The following is a 17,499-nucleotide window of genomic DNA, read 5'->3' on the forward strand; positions in this document are numbered from 1 at the left end:
GCCCGCCGTGACCGGCGCGAGCCGCGCGGCCGGCTGGTCGGGCTCGCCGCGACGGGCGGCGAGTGGCTGTGCCGCGACGGCGACGGTGGGGTGACCGGTGGGGTCATGTCCAACTCCTCGAGAATCGGCGCGATGGCTGGGGGTCACCCGGACGGGCGGCCCGAGGGCGGCGTCGTAGACGATGGTTCTCGACATGGTCACTACCAGCAGTCGGCGGCACACGACGCCCACCTGGGCTACCGCGCATGGTGACGGGGATTGCACTGAACCCAACNATCCGGACCGCTGACGAGTTTCTTTCTGTGATGGTCCACCCAGTCGCGCGTAACCATTGGACAGCAACGTCCGTCGGTGTCCCAGGGATCGGGCGGACCGCCGAAGCAGGACATCAGGTACATATCTCGCGAGGACCCATGCAGGAGACATATAGGACGAAAGGCTATAGAAGTCGCCATCCGTCGCGGGTTTGCGATGCCCGTAATGGGCGGGTGCGGACGCCACCCGACGACCGATCCGTCGCCGTCGCCCATACTTGGCGTGACATGGGGTGAGAAAGCCGCCCCGGACGGCAGTCTGCGCGCCCGCCGGGGCGCGGGCGGGGGACGTCGCGCATGCATCGTCGTGGCAGGCTGGCCCGGCTCCTGCTCGTGGCGGGGTTCGGCCTGTTGCTCGCGGCGTGGGTCGGCAGCAACGCGCCGGGCTTCGGGCCGGACGAGCCGGCGAACTTCGTCAAGGAGGTCGGCGCCGGCACCGGCCAGTGGTCGGGCACGCCGGGGCGGCTCGCGCATCCGGCGTTCGGCGCGCAGCCCGGGGCTCCGGAACGCATCGACTGGATCAACCGCAACAGCCGGGTCTTCCGGCTGCCGGCCGGGCTCGACCCGGGTCGGGCCGGCTTCCCCTGCAACCTGTTCCGCAACTGGCTGTCGGTGAGCTGCCTGGACCGGCCGCACTCCCGCCCGCCGGCGACGCGGGCGCTGAGCTATGTCGGGACCTACGAGCCGTACGTCTACGCCGTCCCGGGCGCGGCGATGGCGCGCACCGACACGGCGCTCGGCGCGCTCTACACCGGGCGGGCGGTGACCGCCGCCCTCGTCGCCGGGCTGCTCGCCGTCGCGGTCGCCGCGGCGTGGAGCGGCCCGGCCGGCCCGCTCTCGGTCGCCGGGGTGCTGCTGGCCGCGTCGCCCATGGTGCTGTTCATGGGCTCCGTGCTCGGCACCAACGGCATCGAGATCGCGGCCGCCACCGCGCTGTTCGCGCTGGTGCTGCGGATGGGCCGCGCGACGGGTCCGCCCCGGTGGGCCTGGCCGGCGGTGGGCGTCGTCGGCGCGCTGCTGGCGCTGTCGCGGCCCACCGGACCCGCCTGGGTGCTGCTCGCCCCCCTCGTCGGCCTGGTGCTCGCCGAGCGGCGGGGTGCGGGCCGGTGCCGGGGCGCGGACCGGTGGCGGCGGGCGTGGCCGGTGCCCTGGCTGGGGCTGGCCGCCGGCGGCGTCGTGGCGACGACGCTGTGGGAACGGGCCGTGCAGCCGCATCCGGGGATCCGCCGGGCGCTGGTCGTCGAGGGGCTGCATCGCCTGCCCCACGACGCCGACGCCTGGGTGCGGCAGTGGGTCGGCGTGTTCGGCTGGGCGAGCCTGCCGATGCCCACGTACGCGTACCGGATCTGGTGGGTCGCCGTCGTCGCCCTCGCCCTGGTGGCGCTCGCCGCCGGCCCGTGGCGGGCCCGGCTGGGGTTCGTGGCCGTGCTCGTCGGCGCCGCGGTGGTGGCCGTCGGCCTTGACGTCGTGGTGCTGCGCCAGACCCGTTTCCCGGTGTACGGGCGCTACCTGCTGCCCCTCGCGGTGCTGCTGCCGCTCGCCGCCGGGGAGATCATCACCCGGCAGGCAGCCCGCCTGCCGGGGGCGGTCCGCCGGCCGATCCAGGTCGCGGTGCCGCTGGCGGTCGCCGCGGTCCACCTCGTCGGGCTGTGGGCGAACGCCCGCCGCTACGCGGTCGGCACGGGCGGCCCCGTCTGGTTCCTCGGCCGGTCGCAGTGGAACCCCCCGGGCGGCTGGCCGCCGTGGTTCGCGCTCGCCGCGGCCGGGACCCTCTGTCTGGTCGCATTCGCCCTGACCGGCCTGCGCGCGGCGCCGGCCACGCCCGGGGCGCGGATCGCCGGTGGCCACGACCCCGGCGGCCTCCCCGCCTACCCGACCGAGACCGACGACGCCCACCGACCCTCCCTGCACGAGGCTGTGCCCCGGGAGACGTCCGGTGCGGAGGCTGCGGGCACCACCAACCAACACCTCCCTGCGAAAATGATCGACCCCGGCAGACGCAGGACCTCGCCGACGGGCGACGACTGAAGGCAGGAGTCAACGTGGACTACCGGACGATGGGCCGTTCCGGCCTCAAGGTCTCCCAGGCGTGCCTCGGCGCGATGAACTTCGGCTCGGTCGGCCTCGCGTCCTGCGACGAGACCGAGGCCACCCGGATCATCAACGCCTTTCTGGATGCCGGGCACAACGTCATCGACACCGCCGACATCTACAGCGGTGGGCAGTCGGAGCAGATCGTCGGGCGTGCCATCTCCGCCCGCCGTGACGAGGTCGTCCTCGCCACCAAGGGGCACATGCCCGCCGGCCCCGGCCCGAACGGCCGCGGCTCGTCCCGGGTGCATCTGACCCGCGCCCTGGACGCGAGCCTGAGCCGGCTCGGCACCGACTACGTCGATCTCTACCAGGTGCACCAGCCGGACGACGAGACGCCCATCGAGGAGACGATGGCGACCCTGGANGGATTCGTCCGCGCCGGCAAGGTGCGCTACCTCGGCTGCTCGAACTACAACGCCAGCCGGATCGTCGAGGCGCAGTGGGCGGCCGAGCGCATCCACGGCACGCCGTTCGTGAGCCTGCAGCCGCAGTACTCCCTCGTCGCGCGCGGCATCGAGGCCGAGGTGCTGCCGGTGTGCGCCCGCCACGGCATGGGGACCCTGATCTACAGTCCCCTGGCCGGCGGGATCCTCGCCGGGCGCTACCGCCGCGACGGAGACCCGGACGCCGACACCCGCGTCGCCCGCCTGCGCGCGTGGGGCGCCCCGGCCGCCCGGCGCTTCGCCGACGGGATCGTCACCGACCGCGGGCTGGACATCGCCGAGGCGGTGGCCGGGGTCGCCGCCGAGCTGGACACGACGTCCGCGGCGGTGGCGCTCGCCTGGGCCGCCGCCCGTCCCGGCGTCACGTCGGTCATCATCGGACCGCGCACCTTCGACCAGTATGAACAGAGTCTCGCCGGGTTCGAGATCACCCTGCCCGCGCAGCATGTCGCCCGCCTCGACGAGATCTCCGGTCCCGCGCCGGGCCCGCTGGACGGTCGGATCGTCGACCACTGACGCGCCCTACCGGCAAGCCGGGCCGCCGGCCGACTGCGGCCCGGCGGCCCGGCGGGTCGGCGACGGTGAGCGGCGGCCGGGCGTCGGGGTAGACCTCCCCTCAGAGATGGCCGGCGTCCGTCGGCTGAGGGTGGCCGGTGCTGAGCTCAGTGCGAGCGTGCGCGAGGGTCTCCTGGACGTGCCGTTCGATCTCGTCGGGGTCCAGGCCCAGGGCGCGGCCGATGTGCACGGACCAGACCTCGGAGCGCAGGTTGGTCTCGAAGTCCAGATCGGCGCGCAGATTCTGCCGGGTGGCCTCCCGGTTCTGACTGACCATGACGAAGGTCGACAGGAAGATCGCCTCCAGGCTGACGATCATCGTGAGGAGTCCGAACGGGTAGCGGTCGAACACCGCGGCGTCGCCGAACACGCCCTCGTTGAGCAGGATCCAGCCGGCGAACCAGACGGCGTGGAGGTACACGAAGGGCAGTGACCCGGCGAACGCCGTGATCAGGTCCGCCGCGCGGTCCTGGGGGGAGCTCATCCGGGTGAAGACGACCCGCTCGTTGCGGATTCGGGCGCGCGGATGCGGACGGCCCTCCGTACTCGAACGTCGATGCTGCTCGTGGGCGTCTTCGGGAGAACTCATGCGCTCCATGCTGATGTCCGAAGGTCCGGGCGCCGGCGCCGCCCCCGCGGCCGCGCGTGATCTCACCATCCCGGTTCCCTGGGNGCCCGAGCCCGAGCCCGCTCCAGGCTGCGGGGGGGNGCCGTCGTGTTGCGGAGGGTCACGGGCACTCCTACAGTCCAGAGGTGCCTACCGGCCGCCGCGCGGGCTGTACCCGTTCCCGGCCGACCTTCTCATCCGGCGGGCCCGGAGCCGGCCGATGCGCCGCATTCGCGCCACGGTCGCGCGACCGCCGCGCGATCGAGTGATCCGAAACGGAGCCAGATGATGAGCACCGTCAGTGGGCTGGACGCCGCGGACCTGGCCCGGGAACAGGCGGAGCTGCTACCCGACCGCCTCACCCTCGCCGCCGTCGAGATCAACCGCCACGAGTTCGACCCGGACAACTTCCTGGTCAACTCCCCCGGGAGCAACGCCTCGGACATCGAGAACCACGGCGAACCGCAGATCGCCTACAGCTCCGGTTCTTTCGTCGATTCCATCGTCAACGGCTGGACCCAGGTGAACCAGTGGTGACGTCCATGATCGGTCGAATGGCCGCTCCTAGGGCATCCGACCACCGGGTTTCAGGCCCCCGAAGATGAGGCCGACGGACGGTGAACCGACGGCGCACCAGTCTTATCGCACCTGCGGTGTAGCTCCGAGGAATATTCGGCCGTACACAGAGCAGGACGTGACACGCCCGATGAGGATCCTCGCCACAACGTTTCAACGCCGCTAGCGTGCCACCCGTCAGAGCAGTCCCGCGGACTGGATAACGACGGGGGATAGAATGCACGATGAAATTCAGGAAGGACCCGACGGAAAACGTCAGGAATTTCCGCTGGAGCAGGCGGAACTGCTGCCCGAGCGACTGACCCNGGCAGCCCTGGAGATCGGTCGGAAGGAATTTGATCCCACCTTCTTTCCGGTCAATTCACCCTGGTCGAACATGGCCCACATCGACGCGCATGGCGAACCGCAGATCCTCGGCGGGATTTTGNCGATCCTCATCTCGCTGGTACCCAGCATCAACTTCATATTCGAGATCAACAACTCCTGATCGACCTGCGACGGACGNCCGAGAATGACCGATATCCGCCCGGGGCCCACGCCCGGCACGGTGCCCGCCCGACCGTGCCGGGCCGACGGCCTGGCCCTGCTCGGCGAGTTCGCCGACTCCGGCCTGGACCGGCCGGTCCAGCTTGCCCGCCGAAGCGACGGCCAGGTCGTCGCGCTCACCGAGCTGCTCGCGCACATCCTGGCGGCGGCCGACGGCACCCGCGACATCGAGGCGATCGCCGGCCAGGTGGCCGTACGCAACGGGCGAGCGGTCAGCGGGGCCGACGTCGGCTACCTGATCGCCGACCGGCTGATGCCGCTGGGCCTCATCGCCGCCGCGGAAGGCGCCACCCCGACGCCCCGGGCGGCGGCGATGTTCACCCTCGCCGCCCGCCGAACCCTGCTGCCCGCGCCGGTGGTGGCCCGGTTGGGCGGGGTCCTCGCCGTGCTGTTCCGGCCGGNGGTCATCGCCGGGCTGCTCGCCCTGCTGGTGGTGGCGGACATCTGGGTGTTTCGCCGGCACAGCGTCGCCGACAGCGCGGCCGCGGTGCTGGCCACCCCGACGCTGATGCTGGCGGTCGTCGGGCTGGCCCTGGCCGGAGCCCTGGTCCACGAGTCTGGGCACGCCGCCGCCTGCCGCTACGGCGGCGCCGGGCCCGGAGTGATCGGCTTCGGCATGTACCTGGTGTGGCCGGCGTTCTTCACCGACGTCACGGACTCCTACCGGCTCTCCCGGCGTGGCCGGCTGCGCACGGATCTCGGCGGCATCTACTTCAACGGGCTGTACGCGCTGGCGCTGTGCGGCGCACTCGCGGTCAGCCACGCCGAGGTCCTGGTGACCGCGATCGTGCTCGCCCACCTCGACGCCGCCCGCCAGCTCGCACCGTTCGTCCGCCTGGACGGCTACTACATCATGGGCGACCTCGCGGGAGTACCGGACCTGTTCAGCCGGATGGTTCCGGCGCTGCGCTCGGCCCTGCCCGGCCGGCGCCGGCCGCCGTCCCCCGGGGAGCCGGCCGGCGGCAGCGCCACCCCGGCCGCCGGTGCCGGAGATGCCGGGCGGGTCGGCGAGGCGGGGCCTGCCGGACCGGGCGGCGGCGCACGGTTGACCGGCCTGACCCGGCGGGCTCGGCTGGTGGTGACCGCCTGGGCGCTGCTGGCCGCGCCCGCGATTCTGGTCAACCTGGTGCTGCTGCTCGTGTCGGTGCCGTTCGTCGTGCCCCGAACCGCGCGGGCCGTCTGGGCACAGCTCGCCCCGGCGGGTTCGGCACTGGGTGGCGGGCAGGTGCTGACCGCCGTCGCCGACGCCGCGGCCGCCGTCGTCCTGGCGCTGCCGGCCGCCGGGATGCTGTTCGTGCTGTTCCTGCTCGGCCGGGCGGTGACCCGCGGCCTCGCCGCGCACCACCACCGCAAACGCAGTCACCGCGAATGCCATCACCCCGAACGCCATCACCGCGGACGCGACCGCCGGGCCCGCAGCGTCAGGCATCACGGCGTTGGAGGCAGTGGTGGGNGGCGCCGAGGAACAGAGNCAGCCACGCCGCCACCACAAGCACGGNGACACCAGCGGACAGAACGCCGGTGGCGGCGTCGTCCGATCCGGTCAGGGAGAGGCTGTCGGTCGCCGGACCCGGCAGATAGATGAGCACGTGCGCCGCCCACCAGGGCGGCAGCAGCCCGCCCGCGATCGCGGGGGCGAACAGCACGGCGAGCACCGAGGTCAGGGCCCCGGCCGCGCTGCGGGTCAGGACTGCCAGGGCCAGCCCGATCAGCGGGAACACCGGGGCCAGCCCGATGGCCGCCGCGAGCGGGCGCACCTCGCTGCCGGCGGAGAGGCCGGNACCGGTCACGTCCGGCAGGCCGTAGGCGTGGAACACCGGCTGCGCCGCGAGCACCGCCAGCGCGGTGACGGCCGTGAAGCCCACCCAGCTCGCCACCGCGACCACGACGATCTTGGCCAGCAACACCCGACCGCGGCGCGGCGTCACCGTGAGGGTCAGCCGCACCAGGCCCGCCCGGTACTCGCAGGCGCCGGCCCGCACCCCGAAGACGACGAGCAGGACGCCGCTGACGATCCCCGAGACCAGCGGGAACAGCACGGGGTCGAAGGCGGCGCGGTCCTGCTCGGACCAGCCGTCCGCCTCGAGGCCGACCGCGACGGCGAGCAGCACGCACAGCGCGGTCCCGAGGATCGGGCCGAGACAGGCGATCACCAGGGTCCCGCGCAGGGCGCGCAGCTTGAGCCATTCCCCGNCAACCGTCGCCGTCCAGCGGGGTGGCGCGGTGGGTGGCCGGCTCACGGCTGCTCCCCCGGGCGGCCAACCTCCCGATGACCTGTCCCCCGATGGCTGCCAGCCCGGTGGTTGTCGGCCCCGTGGTTGTCGGCCCGGTATTCGACAGTGTCGCCGGTGAGCTCGATGAAGGTGTCCTCCAGCGTTGCCCGTCGCTCGGTCAGCTCGTGCAGGGCGAGCCCACGGCCGGCGGCGAGATCACCGATGGCCGGCGCCGTCATGCCGGTGACCAGCAACGTGCCGCCGGCGTCCGGGGCCTGGGTCACCGAGGCACCGGCCGCCCGCAGCGCCGCCGCGAGCTCGCAGGCACGCGGCGACGCCACCCGGATGTGGGTGCCGACACCCGCCCGGGTGATCTCGGTGACGCTGCCGTGGGCGAGCAGGCGACCGCGGCCGAGGACCAGGACCTCGTCGGCGGTCTGGTCCATCTCGCTCAGCAGATGGCTGGAGACGACCACCGTGCGTCCTTCGGCGGCGCAGCGCCGCAGCAGCCCGCGGACCCAGCGCACGCCATCGAGGTCGAGGCCGTTCACCGGCTCGTCCAGGATCAGCACCGCCGGGTCGCCGAGCAGAGCGGCGGCGATGCCGAGCCGTTGGAGCATGCCGAGCGAGAACCCGCCGACGCGGCGCCCGGCGAGGTCGGCGAGGCCGACCTCGGCGAGCACCTCGTCGACCCGCCGGGCGGGCACGCCGCCGGCCCGGGCGAGCCAGGCCAGGTGCTGGCGGGCCCGCAGGCCGCCCGGCGCGGCCCTCGCGTCGAGGAGCACCCCGACCTCGCGCATCGGCGCGTCGACATCGCGCAACGCGCGGCCCCCGATCGTCGCCCGGCCGCTGCTGGGCCGGTCGAGGCCGACCATCAGGCGCAGGGTGGTCGACTTGCCGGAGCCGTTCGGGCCGAGGAAGCCGGTCACGACCCCGGGCGTCACGTCGAAGGTCAGCCGGTCCACCGCGACCGATCCGCCGTACACCTTCGTCAGCTCGCGCACCTGGATCATCGGTTGGCGTTCCCGTCCCCCGGGTCGTCGCCGTCGAGGGCGCGGGGCGCGGGCGCGGGCTGGCCGGCGGAGCGGTCCGCCGACCGGCGGTGNCGGCCGTGTTCGCCGAACGCGGCGGCGAGCACGAACAGCCCGAGCAGGGCAATCCGCACCGGCCGCAGCGCATCGAAGGCTCCGCGAACCCAGCCGGGCAGCTCGACCTGCGGCAGGTCGAGCGCGGGCAGCCCGACGTGCGGCAGATCGCCAGCCAGCCGCGGCAGGAGGTTGACGGCGACGACAAGCAGCCCGACCACGACCACCGAGCCGACCGCGGCGAGCCGTGAACGCGCCCGACCGGCCGGGGGGCCGGGCCGGTCGGGGGGGCCCGGCCGCGGACCGCCCGCGGTGGCTGGCGGGTCGCCCGACCCAGGGCCGGTCGGCACGGGCGGGACGGCCGGCACCGGCTCGTGGGCGGCGGGCACCGGCGCATGGGGGGCGGGGNCGTCGGGTTCGTCCATGCTCGGGAAGCTAGATCCACGGCGGTCCGGGCACATCCACCGCAGGTATGGACCTGCCTCCTCCTGTGGTCGCAGTCCGCCGGTCGGAGACCCGGGGTGACGGGGACCCGGGGTGACGGGCCGCGCAAGGGCGCAGGCGCCGACGGTGGACAGTCGACGGCGGGTCAGTTCGGGCGGGGGCNCACCAGCCCGTGGTCGTAGGCGAAGACGACGGCCTGTACGCGGTCACGCAGGCCGAGCTTGCGCAGTACGGCCGACACGTGCGTCTTGACGGTCGCCTCGGTGAGCACGAGCTCGGTGGCGATCTCGGCGTTCGACAGGGCGAGCGCGACGAGCCGGAGCACCACGGCCTCCCGCTCGGTCAGCTCCNCCAGCCCGTTGCGCGGCCGGGCGTCCCACCCACCTTCCCCTCCGACCCCTGCGGCGTCGGGCGGGGAGATCCCACGGACCGGGCGGCCGAGGGGGCCTGTGCCGGCGCGGCGACGCCCGGCCGGACCATCGGATGGCGGGGCCGAGGCATCGGCGACGGAGGGCAGCGTCCGCGCGAAGCGGTCGAGCAGCCGCCGCGTCACCGTGGGGGCGAGCAGCGCGTCACCGCGGAAGACGACGCGGACCGCGTCGACGAGCTCCGCGGGCCGGACGTCCTTCAGCATGAAGCCGCTGGCGCCCGCCCGCAGCGCCGCGAAGACGTACTCGTCGAGGTCGTACGTGGTCAGGATGATGACCCGCGCCGCGCTGCCCGAGGCGGCGATGCGCCGGGTCGCCTCGATCCCGTCCATCGTCGGCATCCGCACGTCCATGAGCACGACGTCGGGTTCGCGCCGGCCGACGAGCTCGACCGCCTCGGCCCCGTCGCCGGCCTCGCCGACCACCTCGATTCCGGGCCGCGCATCGAGGATCAGGCGAAACCCGCCTCGCACCAGCGCCTGGTCGTCGGCCAGCAGCACCCGAACCGCCTGGGTCGCCTCGGTCGTCATGCCGACCTCCCGCCGGGTTGGGTCGGCAGCGGAAGGCTCGCCCGGACCCGGAATCCGCCGCCGTCACGCGGGCCGACCTCCAGGCTTCCGCCGAGCACGGCCGCGCGTTCCCGCATGCCGATGATGCCGTGCCCGCCGCCCATGGCCGTCGGTGCCGGCACCGGCACCGACGCGGTGGTGGTGGTGGCCGCGCCGGTGGGGGCACCTGTGGTGGGCCAGGGGGTCGGCGCGTCGCCGCCGAGGAACCCCACGCCCGGCGTGCCGACGCCGTCGTCGACGATCTCAAGGTCGAGGGTGGTCGCGGTGTAGGCGAGGGTGACCTCGACGCGGGACGCGCGGGCGTGGCGCAGGGTGTTGGTCAGCGCCTCGCCGACGATGCGGTAGGACGAGACGTCCACCCCGGCGGGCAGCGGACGGGCCTCGCCGACCACGCGGACCGCGACGTGCAGCCCGGCGGCGCGCAGCGGCTCCCCCAGCTCGTCCACCCGGGCCAGGCCGGGCTGCGGGCGCACCGGGCCCGCCTCCTCGCCGCCGGGACGGACGACGGCGAGCAGGCGGCGCAGCTCCGCCAGGGCATCCCGACCGGTGGTCTCGATCGAGCGCAGGGCGCGGCGGGCCTGGTCGGGACGGATGTCGAAGACGTCATCGGCGGCCGCCGCCTGCACGATGATCACCGACACGCTGTGCGCGACGATGTCGTGGATCTCCCGGGCGATGCGGGCCCGTTCCTCGGCGACCGCCCGCCGGGCCTCCCCCTCGATGGCGGTGCGCCGGTTACGGGCGATCTCTCCGATGGNCCAGGCCGCGATGGCCAGGACCATCGTGAAGAAGGTGTCCTCACGGCTGGCGGTGGCGAAGTCGACCGTGCACACGCCGAGCAGCGCGCCCAGCGCGGGCAGGGACTGCAGCGGCGGTCGGGCGGCGGCGAACGAGCTGATGGCGATCAGGGCCGCGATCGGGATCACGACCGAGGGGACGAGGATCTGGATGACGAGGCCGCCGACCAGCGCGACGCCGAGCGCGGCTCCGGGCCGGGTACGGCGCCAGTACAGCGCGAGCGACTGGCCGACCCCGAACGGCAGCCCGAGGACGATCAACACCGATTCCCGGGTGCGGTCGTGCTCGTCGAGCACCACCGCGACCAGGAACAGGCCGAGCAGGAGCACGATCCCGAAGTCGGTGGCGCGCCGCAGCCGCCCGCGCCATCGCCCGCCCATCGTCCGATCATGCCGGACGCCCCCGCCGGCGGACACGGCGTCGCCGCCGCGGCCTGGTACCCGCCGACGAGGCGACGAACCTCGGCGCGTTGCCGTCCCGCCTGTACGCGGCCTAGTAGCTGTGCTGGGACAGCACGGCGGCGACCTTCTGCGCGCCCCCGAGATGGACGCGGGGCACCTCGAAACGCCACGCCGTCCCGTCATGGAGATGAATCTCGAACACGNCGGCCACTTTTGCCCTGTTGAGCTGGGCGAGTCGCACGGCGGGCCGCGGCGCCGCCGCGATCGCCGTTTCGGTGGGCTTCGGCCGGAAGGCGCCCCGCCTGGCGGCGAACAGGATCAACTCGCCGGGGAACACACCGAGATAGCCGATCTGGCCCCGGGCCAGCACCGCGCCGTCCGCGGAGGCGCTCGCGGCCACGGCCGCGCCCACGGCGCCCCCGATCGCACCGCCCACCGCCGATCGGATCATGCCCATCGGCTCGACGAACGTGCCCACGATCGCCACGCGGTGATTCGCCATGTCAGCCCTCCTGTTACTCGTCCTGGTGCGCTCGTCCTGGTGCTCGTGCGGCCGGGATGCGCCTGACGGCCGTCGCCGACCGGTTCCGGCCCCGGCAGTCGGCCNTCAGGCGTGCCGCAGATGTGCCACCGGCGTGCCACGGGCACGCAACGAGGGCGCCACCGTCGGTACGTCGCGCTGGCGACAGGGCGCTCCGCGGGCGCCTGGCCGTTCCTAGGATCGGCGGGAGTGGCCACGTTCGGCCGCATCGGCATGCCGCGCGGGGGCTTGGCGTGCCGCGCGGGGCATGGTGGGGAGAGGGCGACGTTGGCACTGGACCGCGTGGGTTCCGCCGCAGTGCTGCCCCACCCCGTACCCGCGCTGCCCTACCCTGTACCCGCACTGCCCCAGCCCGCACTGCCCCAGCCCGCACTGCCCCAGCCCGTGCTGCCTCGCCCGGTCGCGCGTCCCACCGGCGAGGACCCGGCCCGGGAGCCGGGCGCCGCGGAGGTATTCGTCGGGCGCCGGGAGGAGCTGGCGCTGCTGGCCCGGCTCGCGGCGCGGGCGGCGGCGGGGCGGCGCCAGGTCGCCGTCGTCTCCGGCGAGGCGGGGATCGGCAAGACGTACCTGTGCGAACGGGCGGCCGAGCAGGCCGAGCAGGCCGGTATGGCGGTCGAGTGGGGACGCTGCTGGCCCTACGGCGGCGCGCCGCCCCTGTGGCCCTGGCCCGCGCTGCTGGCCGCGGTGAGCGGCGCGCCGGGCGGCCATCCGCTGGCCGAGGGGCTTGGTGGCGCGTCGGCCGCACCCGAGCGGTTCACCCGCTTCCAGGCGGTCGCCGACCTGGTGACGCGGCGGCTGGCCGGCCGGCCCACCATGATCGTTTTGGACGATGTGCACGCCGCCGACGCCGACGCCCTGTTGCTGACCCGCTTCCTCGCCCGGGTGCTGGACCGGGTTCCGCTGCTGCTGGTCCTCACCCGCCGTCCCGACGGTCAGGGCGATCCGGCGCTGGCCCAGCTCGCCGCCGACGTGGAGCGGGAGGCGACGGTGCTCGCCCTGCGCCGGTTCACCCTCCCCGACGCGCAGGACTATCTCGCCGCGCACGGCCTGCACGACCCGCCGGACGCCGACGCCCCTCCGCTCGGCGACGGCGACCCGATCGGTGCTGGGCATCGTCCGGGACAGGACCTGGCCCGGACGGTGCTCGCCATCACCGGCGGCAATCCGCTGTTCGTCAGCCGGGTCGTCGCGCACGGCTCCCCGCAGGCGGGTCTCGCCGGCGTGGAGCAGGCGGTGGCGGACAGCATCGGCCGGCTCGACGCGGACAGCCGCCGAACACTGGCCCTGGCCGCCGTGCTCGGCCGGACCGTGGCCGTCCACGACGTCGCCGCGCTGGCCGGTCGGCCCGTCCTCGTCGTCCTCGACGACCTCGCCGACGCGCGGCGGATCGGGCTCGTCGAGCCAGCGGGCACCGACCGCTTCCGGTTCGGGCACGACGTCATCCTCGGCGCCGCCGCCGCGACGCTGCGGCCACGGGAACGCCTGGACGCCCATGCCGCCGCCGCCGCTCTGCTCGGCGGATCGAACCGGGCGGACCGGCTGGCGCTACGCGCCCATCACGCGTTGCAGGCGGCCGCCCGCTCCAGGCAGGACGCTCAGCGCGCCGTCGGAGCCTGCCGGGCGGCGGCCCGCTCCATGCGCCGCGGCTTCGACTACCAGCAGGCTGCGGCGCTGCTCGACGCCGCCGTCGCCGTGTCCGATCCGTGGCCGGCCATGACGGGACGGGCCGCGCTGCTGGTCGAGCGGGCCGAGGCGATCCTCGCCTGCGGCCGGCTGTCCGCCGCCCGCGACGCCTTCGCCCGCGCGGCCGAGGCCCTCGACGGAGCCGACGACCCGATCCTGCTGGCCCGCGCGGCGCTGGGCCTGGGTGGCGTCTGGCTCAACGAGCACCGCGATCCCGTCGACCGTCGACGCGTGCTGGCCCTGCAACGCAGCGCCCTCGACGCCCTGGCCGCAGCCGCGACGGCGGACGGCGGGGTGGCGGCGGACGGCAGACCATCGGCGGACGGCGAGGCGACGGGGGCGGGGGCGGGGGCGGCGAGTGTCCCGGCCCTGCGGCAGGTGGTGTCGCTGCGGGGGCGCCTGGCGGTCCGGCTCGCCGCCGAGTCGGTCTACGACGGCGCGACGCCCGCGCGGGCGCTGGCGGAACTCGCGGCGATCCGGGCGACGGGCGACGCCGCGGCCCTGGCGGAGGCGCTGTCGCTGACCCATCACGCGATGCTCGGACCCGAGCACAACCCGGTGAAGCTGGCCCTCGCGCAGGAGCTGCTCACGGTCGCCGCGAGCAGCGGGGACGGCATGCTGGCGCTGCTGGGACTGCTGTGGCGGACGGTGGACCTGTTCCACCTCGGCGACGCGCGGGCCGAGCGGTCGCTCGCCGAGCTGCGGGCGCGGGCCGACGCCCTGGCCTGCCAGAGCGTCCTCTACATCGTCGCGGCGATGGACGTCATGCGGCTGGTGCGCGCGGGCCGGCTGGCGCAGGCGGAGGCCGCGGCCGGCACCTGCCTGGAGCTCGGCCTGGCCGTCGGGGACGCGGACGCCGAGGCGTTCTACGGCGCCCAGCTCGCCAGCATTCGCTGGATGCAGGGCCGCGACGGGGAGCTGCTCGACCTCGCGGCCGAGGCGGCCGCCTCCCCGACGCTCGCCGCGGGCGACTTCGCCTTCGCCGCGGGCGCCGCGATGATGGCGGCCCGCGCCGGCCGGCTCGACGAGGCCCGCAGCGCGCTGCACCGGCTCGTCGCCGCCGGCGGCGGGCTGGCCGCCCTGCCCACGTCCAGCAGTTGGCTGACCGGAATGGTCGCCGTCGCCGAGGCCGCCTGCCTGCTCGACGAGCGGGCGATCGCGGAGCAGGTCCGTGGGCTCGTGGAACCGTTCGCCGACCTGCCCGTCATGCCGTCGCTCGCCGTCACCTGCTTCGGCTCCACCGAGCGAGCGCTCGGCCTGGTCGCCCTGGCGCTCGGCGACGCCGACGGGGCCGTGCGCCACCACGAACGCGCCGTGGCCGCGAGCCGGCGGTTCGGCAACCGGCCGGGCACCGCCCTGTCCCGCGTCGACCTCGCCGCCGCCCTGACCGCCCGGGCCGGCTCCGGGGACCGCGCGCGGGCGCGGACGCTCCTGGCCGCCGCGCACGCCGAGGCGGTGACGATGGACCTGTCGGTCCGCGCCGCCCAGTGGGCCGCCCTGCTGCACGCGGCCGACGCCTCCTCCTCCCCCGATGAGCCCGCGGCCGCCGATGCCGAGCCCGCCGGCGCCGAGCCCGCCGGCGCCGAGACGACCGCCGGGTCGTCGATCCCCACGACCGAGGCGGGGGGCGCCGGCCGCACGGGAACGTTGACACGTCAGGGCGACGGGTGGCTGCTGGCCGCAGACGGCCGGCAGCTGTTCCTGGGGGACCTGCAGGGGCTGCGCTATCTCGCGGTGCTGGTGGAACGCCCCGGCGAGGGGGTGACGGCGCTGGCCCTCTGCGGCGCGGTGCCGTTCGACGCCGGCCACCATGAGGTGGTTGACCGGCAGGCCCTGGACGCCTACCGGCGGCGGCTGCGCGAGCTCGACGAGGAGCGCCAGGACGCCGAGGCCGACGGCGACACCGACCGGGCCCGCGCACTCCAGGCCGACTGGGACGCCCTGACCGACCACCTGCGCACCGTCGCCGGCCTCGGCGGGCGCAGCCGGGCGTTCCACACCTCGGCCGAACGCGCCCGCACCGCCGTGCGCAAATCGGTCAGGCGCGCCCTGGACGCGATCACCGCCGCCGATCCCGACCTCGGCGCCGAGCTGCAGGCCACCATCATCACCGGCCTGACCTGCCGCCACATCCCCGCGACAACCAGCCCACGCCACTGGACCGTCCGCCGCTGACCGGTCGGCGAAGCCTGCGTGACCGCCAGGTGAGCAAGCCCACCTGTGACCAGATGGAACAGACTCTTTCTAGCGCACCTGCTCGGTGGGGCGGATGAGCATCTCGTTGACGGCGACGCGGCGGGGGCGGGTCACGATGTAGGCGATCGCGTCGGCGATGTCGTCCGCCTGGAGTTTCTCGACGTCAGCGAAAACGCGCATCGCCGTCTCGCGGATCTCCTCGCGCAGGTGGTCGGCCAGCTCGGTCACGACCGCGCCGGGCTCGACCACGGACACCCGCACGCGTCGTTCCGTGACCTCCTGACGCAGCGACTCGGTGAAGGCGTTCACGCCGAACTTGGTCAGGTTGTAGACGCCGGAGTTCGGCGTCGCCCGCCGGCCCGCCACGGAGCTGATGTTGACCAGGTCCGCCACGTTGCGGGGGCCGGAGTCGGCGGCGGTGAGCAGGTGGGGCAGCGCGGCGTGCGCGACGTACAACAGGCCCTGCAGGTTGAGCGCGACCATTCGGTCCCACTCGGCGGTGGGTGCGTCGACGATCGGGCCGAGCAGCATGACCCCGGCGTTGTTCACGACGGTGTCAAGGCGGCCGAGTTCGGCGACGGTCCGCTCGACCGCGTCGATCGCCTGCCGCTGGTCGGTGATATCGGTACCGACGACGAGAGCCCGCCCGCCCTCGCCCTGAATCTCGGCAGCGAGCTGCTCCAGCCGGTCCTTGCGGCGCGCGACGAGCGCGACCGCCGCACCCCGGCGGGCCAGCTCCCGACCGGTCGCGGCCCCGATGCCGCTGCTCGCCCCGGTCACGAACGCGACGGTGCCGGTCAAATCCTCAGCCATCATGTCCTCCTGCGCCTGCTCGCTGGCACGCATTCGTGCTCGACGAGGACGCTATTGCTTCGAGTGCGCACCAGGTCAAACGCCGGCGGCGCCGGTAGGCGTGTCGGGGGATTCGCGCCCTGGTCCGCCGCCGTGCCGCGGGTCCTCGACTCGCGTTCCTCTGACCCGCCAGGTCGGGCCCGCCGCGAAGTCCCCGACGCGCTGAAGAACGTCCTGAACCACGGGCCGTCGCAATGGGCGTCGAACGCGGGCACGTCGTTACACGCCTCGTGGAATGGGAAGCCTTCCTCCTGCGCCTGCCGGACGTTACGCATGCGTGCCGGTGAGGAAGTTGGTTCTTCGGGCGCGCGTCGGGTCAACGCCGGGGATGCTGTCCCCCGAAAGGAGCCGCGGCGCACGTCAGGTCATTGCGGGCGGCGGGCCTCGATGAGGAAGCGGGTGGTGCGGGCGGTGAACGGACCGGTCGTGCGGATCCGCTCGTGCAGCTCGGCGAGGCGCCCGCGGTACCGCTCGACGGTGAACCCGGGAACGATCCAGATCACCTTCCGCAGGAAATAGACGACGGCGCCGACGTCGCGGAACTCGGTGTGCAGCGTTTCCATCCGCAGGTCGACGACCTCCAGTCCGGCGGCCCGGGCGGCGTCGCGCGCGCCGTCGGGATGGCGCCGGCCACGCACCGCGGCCGGCTGGGGCCCGAGGAAGTACTCGGTCAGCTCGCCGACGCTGGCCGGGCCGACCTGCTGGGACAGGTAGCCGCCGCCGGGGCGCAACACCCGGGCGATCTCCGGCCAGCAGGTCGCCAGCGGGTGCCGGCTGACGACGAGGTCGAACGTCGCGTCGGCGAACGGCAGGGTGTGATCACTGTCCGCGGCGACGACAGGGACGCCACGGGGGCGCAGCAGCGCCGTCGCCCTCGCGATGTTCGGNGGCCAGGACTCGACGGCGACCGTGCGCCGCGCCAGGTGCGCGACCCCGGCGAGCACCTCACCGCCGCCGGTCTGCACGTCGAGGGCCGCGTCGGCGCGGGCCATCCGCTCGCCCAGCAGGCGGGCATACCCCCACGACGGCCGCTGCTCGCTGGCCCGGCCGTCCAACCAGGAGAAGTCCCAGCCGTCGACGGGCACCGCCGCTGCCTCGTCGACCAGCTCCTCGAATCCCCGTGGCATCGCCCGATCGTGGCAGACAGCTCGACC

At 74.5% G+C, this 17,499-nt stretch carries 10 protein-coding genes and 4 pseudogenes; 6 read left to right on the plus strand and 8 right to left on the minus strand.

All coding sequences use genetic code 11. From position 1 onward, the window contains the following. The 4 genes and pseudogenes from UK94_RS67815 to UK94_RS67825 all read left to right on the plus strand — a co-directional run. Positions 1–252, plus strand: a 252-nt coding sequence (locus tag UK94_RS67815; RefSeq protein WP_235490263.1) for a hypothetical protein, incomplete at its 5' end; no start/stop codon positions are given. A gap of 359 nt (positions 253–611) precedes the next feature. Beyond that, entirely contained in the window at positions 612–2,342 is a 1,731-nt protein-coding gene (locus UK94_RS27785; RefSeq protein WP_011605840.1) for a DUF2142 domain-containing protein, read from the plus strand. A gap of 74 nt (positions 2,343–2,416) precedes the next feature. Then, positions 2,417–2,772: aldo/keto reductase (locus UK94_RS67820; protein WP_235490298.1), on the plus strand; the 356-nt coding region annotated here is incomplete at its 3' end. Position 2,773: 1 nt separating this feature from the next. Continuing rightward, positions 2,774–3,367 (plus strand): annotated as a pseudogene (locus UK94_RS67825) (aldo/keto reductase); the annotation flags it as partial. Positions 3,368–3,467: 100 nt separating this feature from the next. Here UK94_RS67825 and UK94_RS27795 read toward each other — a convergent pair. After that, positions 3,468–3,995, minus strand: a complete 528-nt coding sequence (locus UK94_RS27795; RefSeq protein WP_041939562.1) for a DUF1003 domain-containing protein — start codon at positions 3,993–3,995, stop codon at positions 3,468–3,470. Positions 3,996–4,301: 306 nt separating this feature from the next. On the opposite strand from UK94_RS27795, the gene UK94_RS27800 reads away from it, so the two are divergent. After that, positions 4,302–4,550, plus strand: a complete 249-nt coding sequence (locus UK94_RS27800; RefSeq protein ID WP_055752191.1) for a hypothetical protein — start codon at positions 4,302–4,304, stop codon at positions 4,548–4,550. A 2,821-nt stretch (positions 4,551–7,371) separates the two neighbouring features. Here the strand turns inward: UK94_RS27800 and UK94_RS27815 are convergent. From UK94_RS27815 to UK94_RS67835, 4 genes and pseudogenes are all read right to left on the minus strand, one after another. After that, a complete protein-coding gene (locus tag UK94_RS27815; RefSeq protein ID WP_055752163.1) occupies positions 7,372–8,361 on the minus strand; it encodes an ATP-binding cassette domain-containing protein in 990 nt (329 codons plus the stop codon). Between the two features lie 679 nt (positions 8,362–9,040). Then, a pseudogene (locus UK94_RS67830) lies at positions 9,041–9,227 on the minus strand (LuxR C-terminal-related transcriptional regulator); the annotation flags it as partial. Between the two features lies 1 nt (position 9,228). Then, positions 9,229–9,835: pseudogene (locus UK94_RS27825) on the minus strand (response regulator transcription factor); the annotation flags it as partial. Beyond that, on the minus strand, positions 9,832–10,629 hold the full coding sequence (locus UK94_RS67835) for a histidine kinase (protein WP_313949608.1): 798 nt from the start codon (positions 10,627–10,629) through the stop codon (positions 9,832–9,834). The pseudogene UK94_RS27825 and the gene UK94_RS67835, both read right to left, overlap by 4 nt. 1,252 nt (positions 10,630–11,881) lie before the next feature. Here UK94_RS67835 and UK94_RS27840 point away from each other — a divergent pair. Continuing rightward, complete coding sequence (locus tag UK94_RS27840; RefSeq protein ID WP_162246932.1) at positions 11,882–15,472, plus strand: AAA family ATPase; 3,591 nt, start codon at positions 11,882–11,884, stop codon at positions 15,470–15,472. A gap of 69 nt (positions 15,473–15,541) precedes the next feature. Here the strand turns inward: UK94_RS27840 and UK94_RS27845 are convergent, their stop codons facing one another. The 3 genes and pseudogenes from UK94_RS27845 to UK94_RS76580 all read right to left on the minus strand — a co-directional run. Next, the gene (locus tag UK94_RS27845; RefSeq protein ID WP_041940803.1) at positions 15,542–16,306 is read right to left on the minus strand and encodes an SDR family NAD(P)-dependent oxidoreductase; all 765 of its coding nucleotides are present in this window, start codon (positions 16,304–16,306) and stop codon (positions 15,542–15,544) included. A 404-nt stretch (positions 16,307–16,710) separates the two neighbouring features. Beyond that, the coding region (locus UK94_RS27850) for a methyltransferase domain-containing protein (protein WP_235490266.1) at positions 16,711–17,232 on the minus strand (522 nt) is incomplete at its 5' end. Between the two features lies 1 nt (position 17,233). Further along, positions 17,234–17,472 (minus strand): annotated as a pseudogene (locus tag UK94_RS76580) (SAM-dependent methyltransferase); the annotation flags it as partial. Between the last annotated feature and the right edge of the window lie 27 nt (positions 17,473–17,499).

This window comes from Frankia sp. AvcI1 (assembly GCF_001420875.1).
Taxonomy (GTDB): domain Bacteria; phylum Actinomycetota; class Actinomycetes; order Frankiales; family Frankiaceae; genus Frankia; species Frankia alni.

What these genes read in the sequence shown, in the direction of transcription:
- UK94_RS27800 (WP_055752191.1), top strand. Translation starts at nt 4,302, where the DNA reads ATGAGCACCGTCAGTGGGCTGGACGCCGCGGACCTGGCCCGGGAACAG.
- UK94_RS27785 (WP_011605840.1), top strand. Translation starts at nt 612, where the DNA reads ATGCATCGTCGTGGCAGGCTGGCCCGGCTCCTGCTCGTGGCGGGGTTC.
- UK94_RS27845 (WP_041940803.1), bottom strand. Translation starts at nt 16,306, where the DNA reads ATGGCTGAGGATTTGACCGGCACCGTCGCGTTCGTGACCGGGGCGAGC.
- UK94_RS27795 (WP_041939562.1), bottom strand. Translation starts at nt 3,995, where the DNA reads ATGAGTTCTCCCGAAGACGCCCACGAGCAGCATCGACGTTCGAGTACG.
- UK94_RS27815 (WP_055752163.1), bottom strand. Translation starts at nt 8,361, where the DNA reads ATGATCCAGGTGCGCGAGCTGACGAAGGTGTACGGCGGATCGGTCGCG.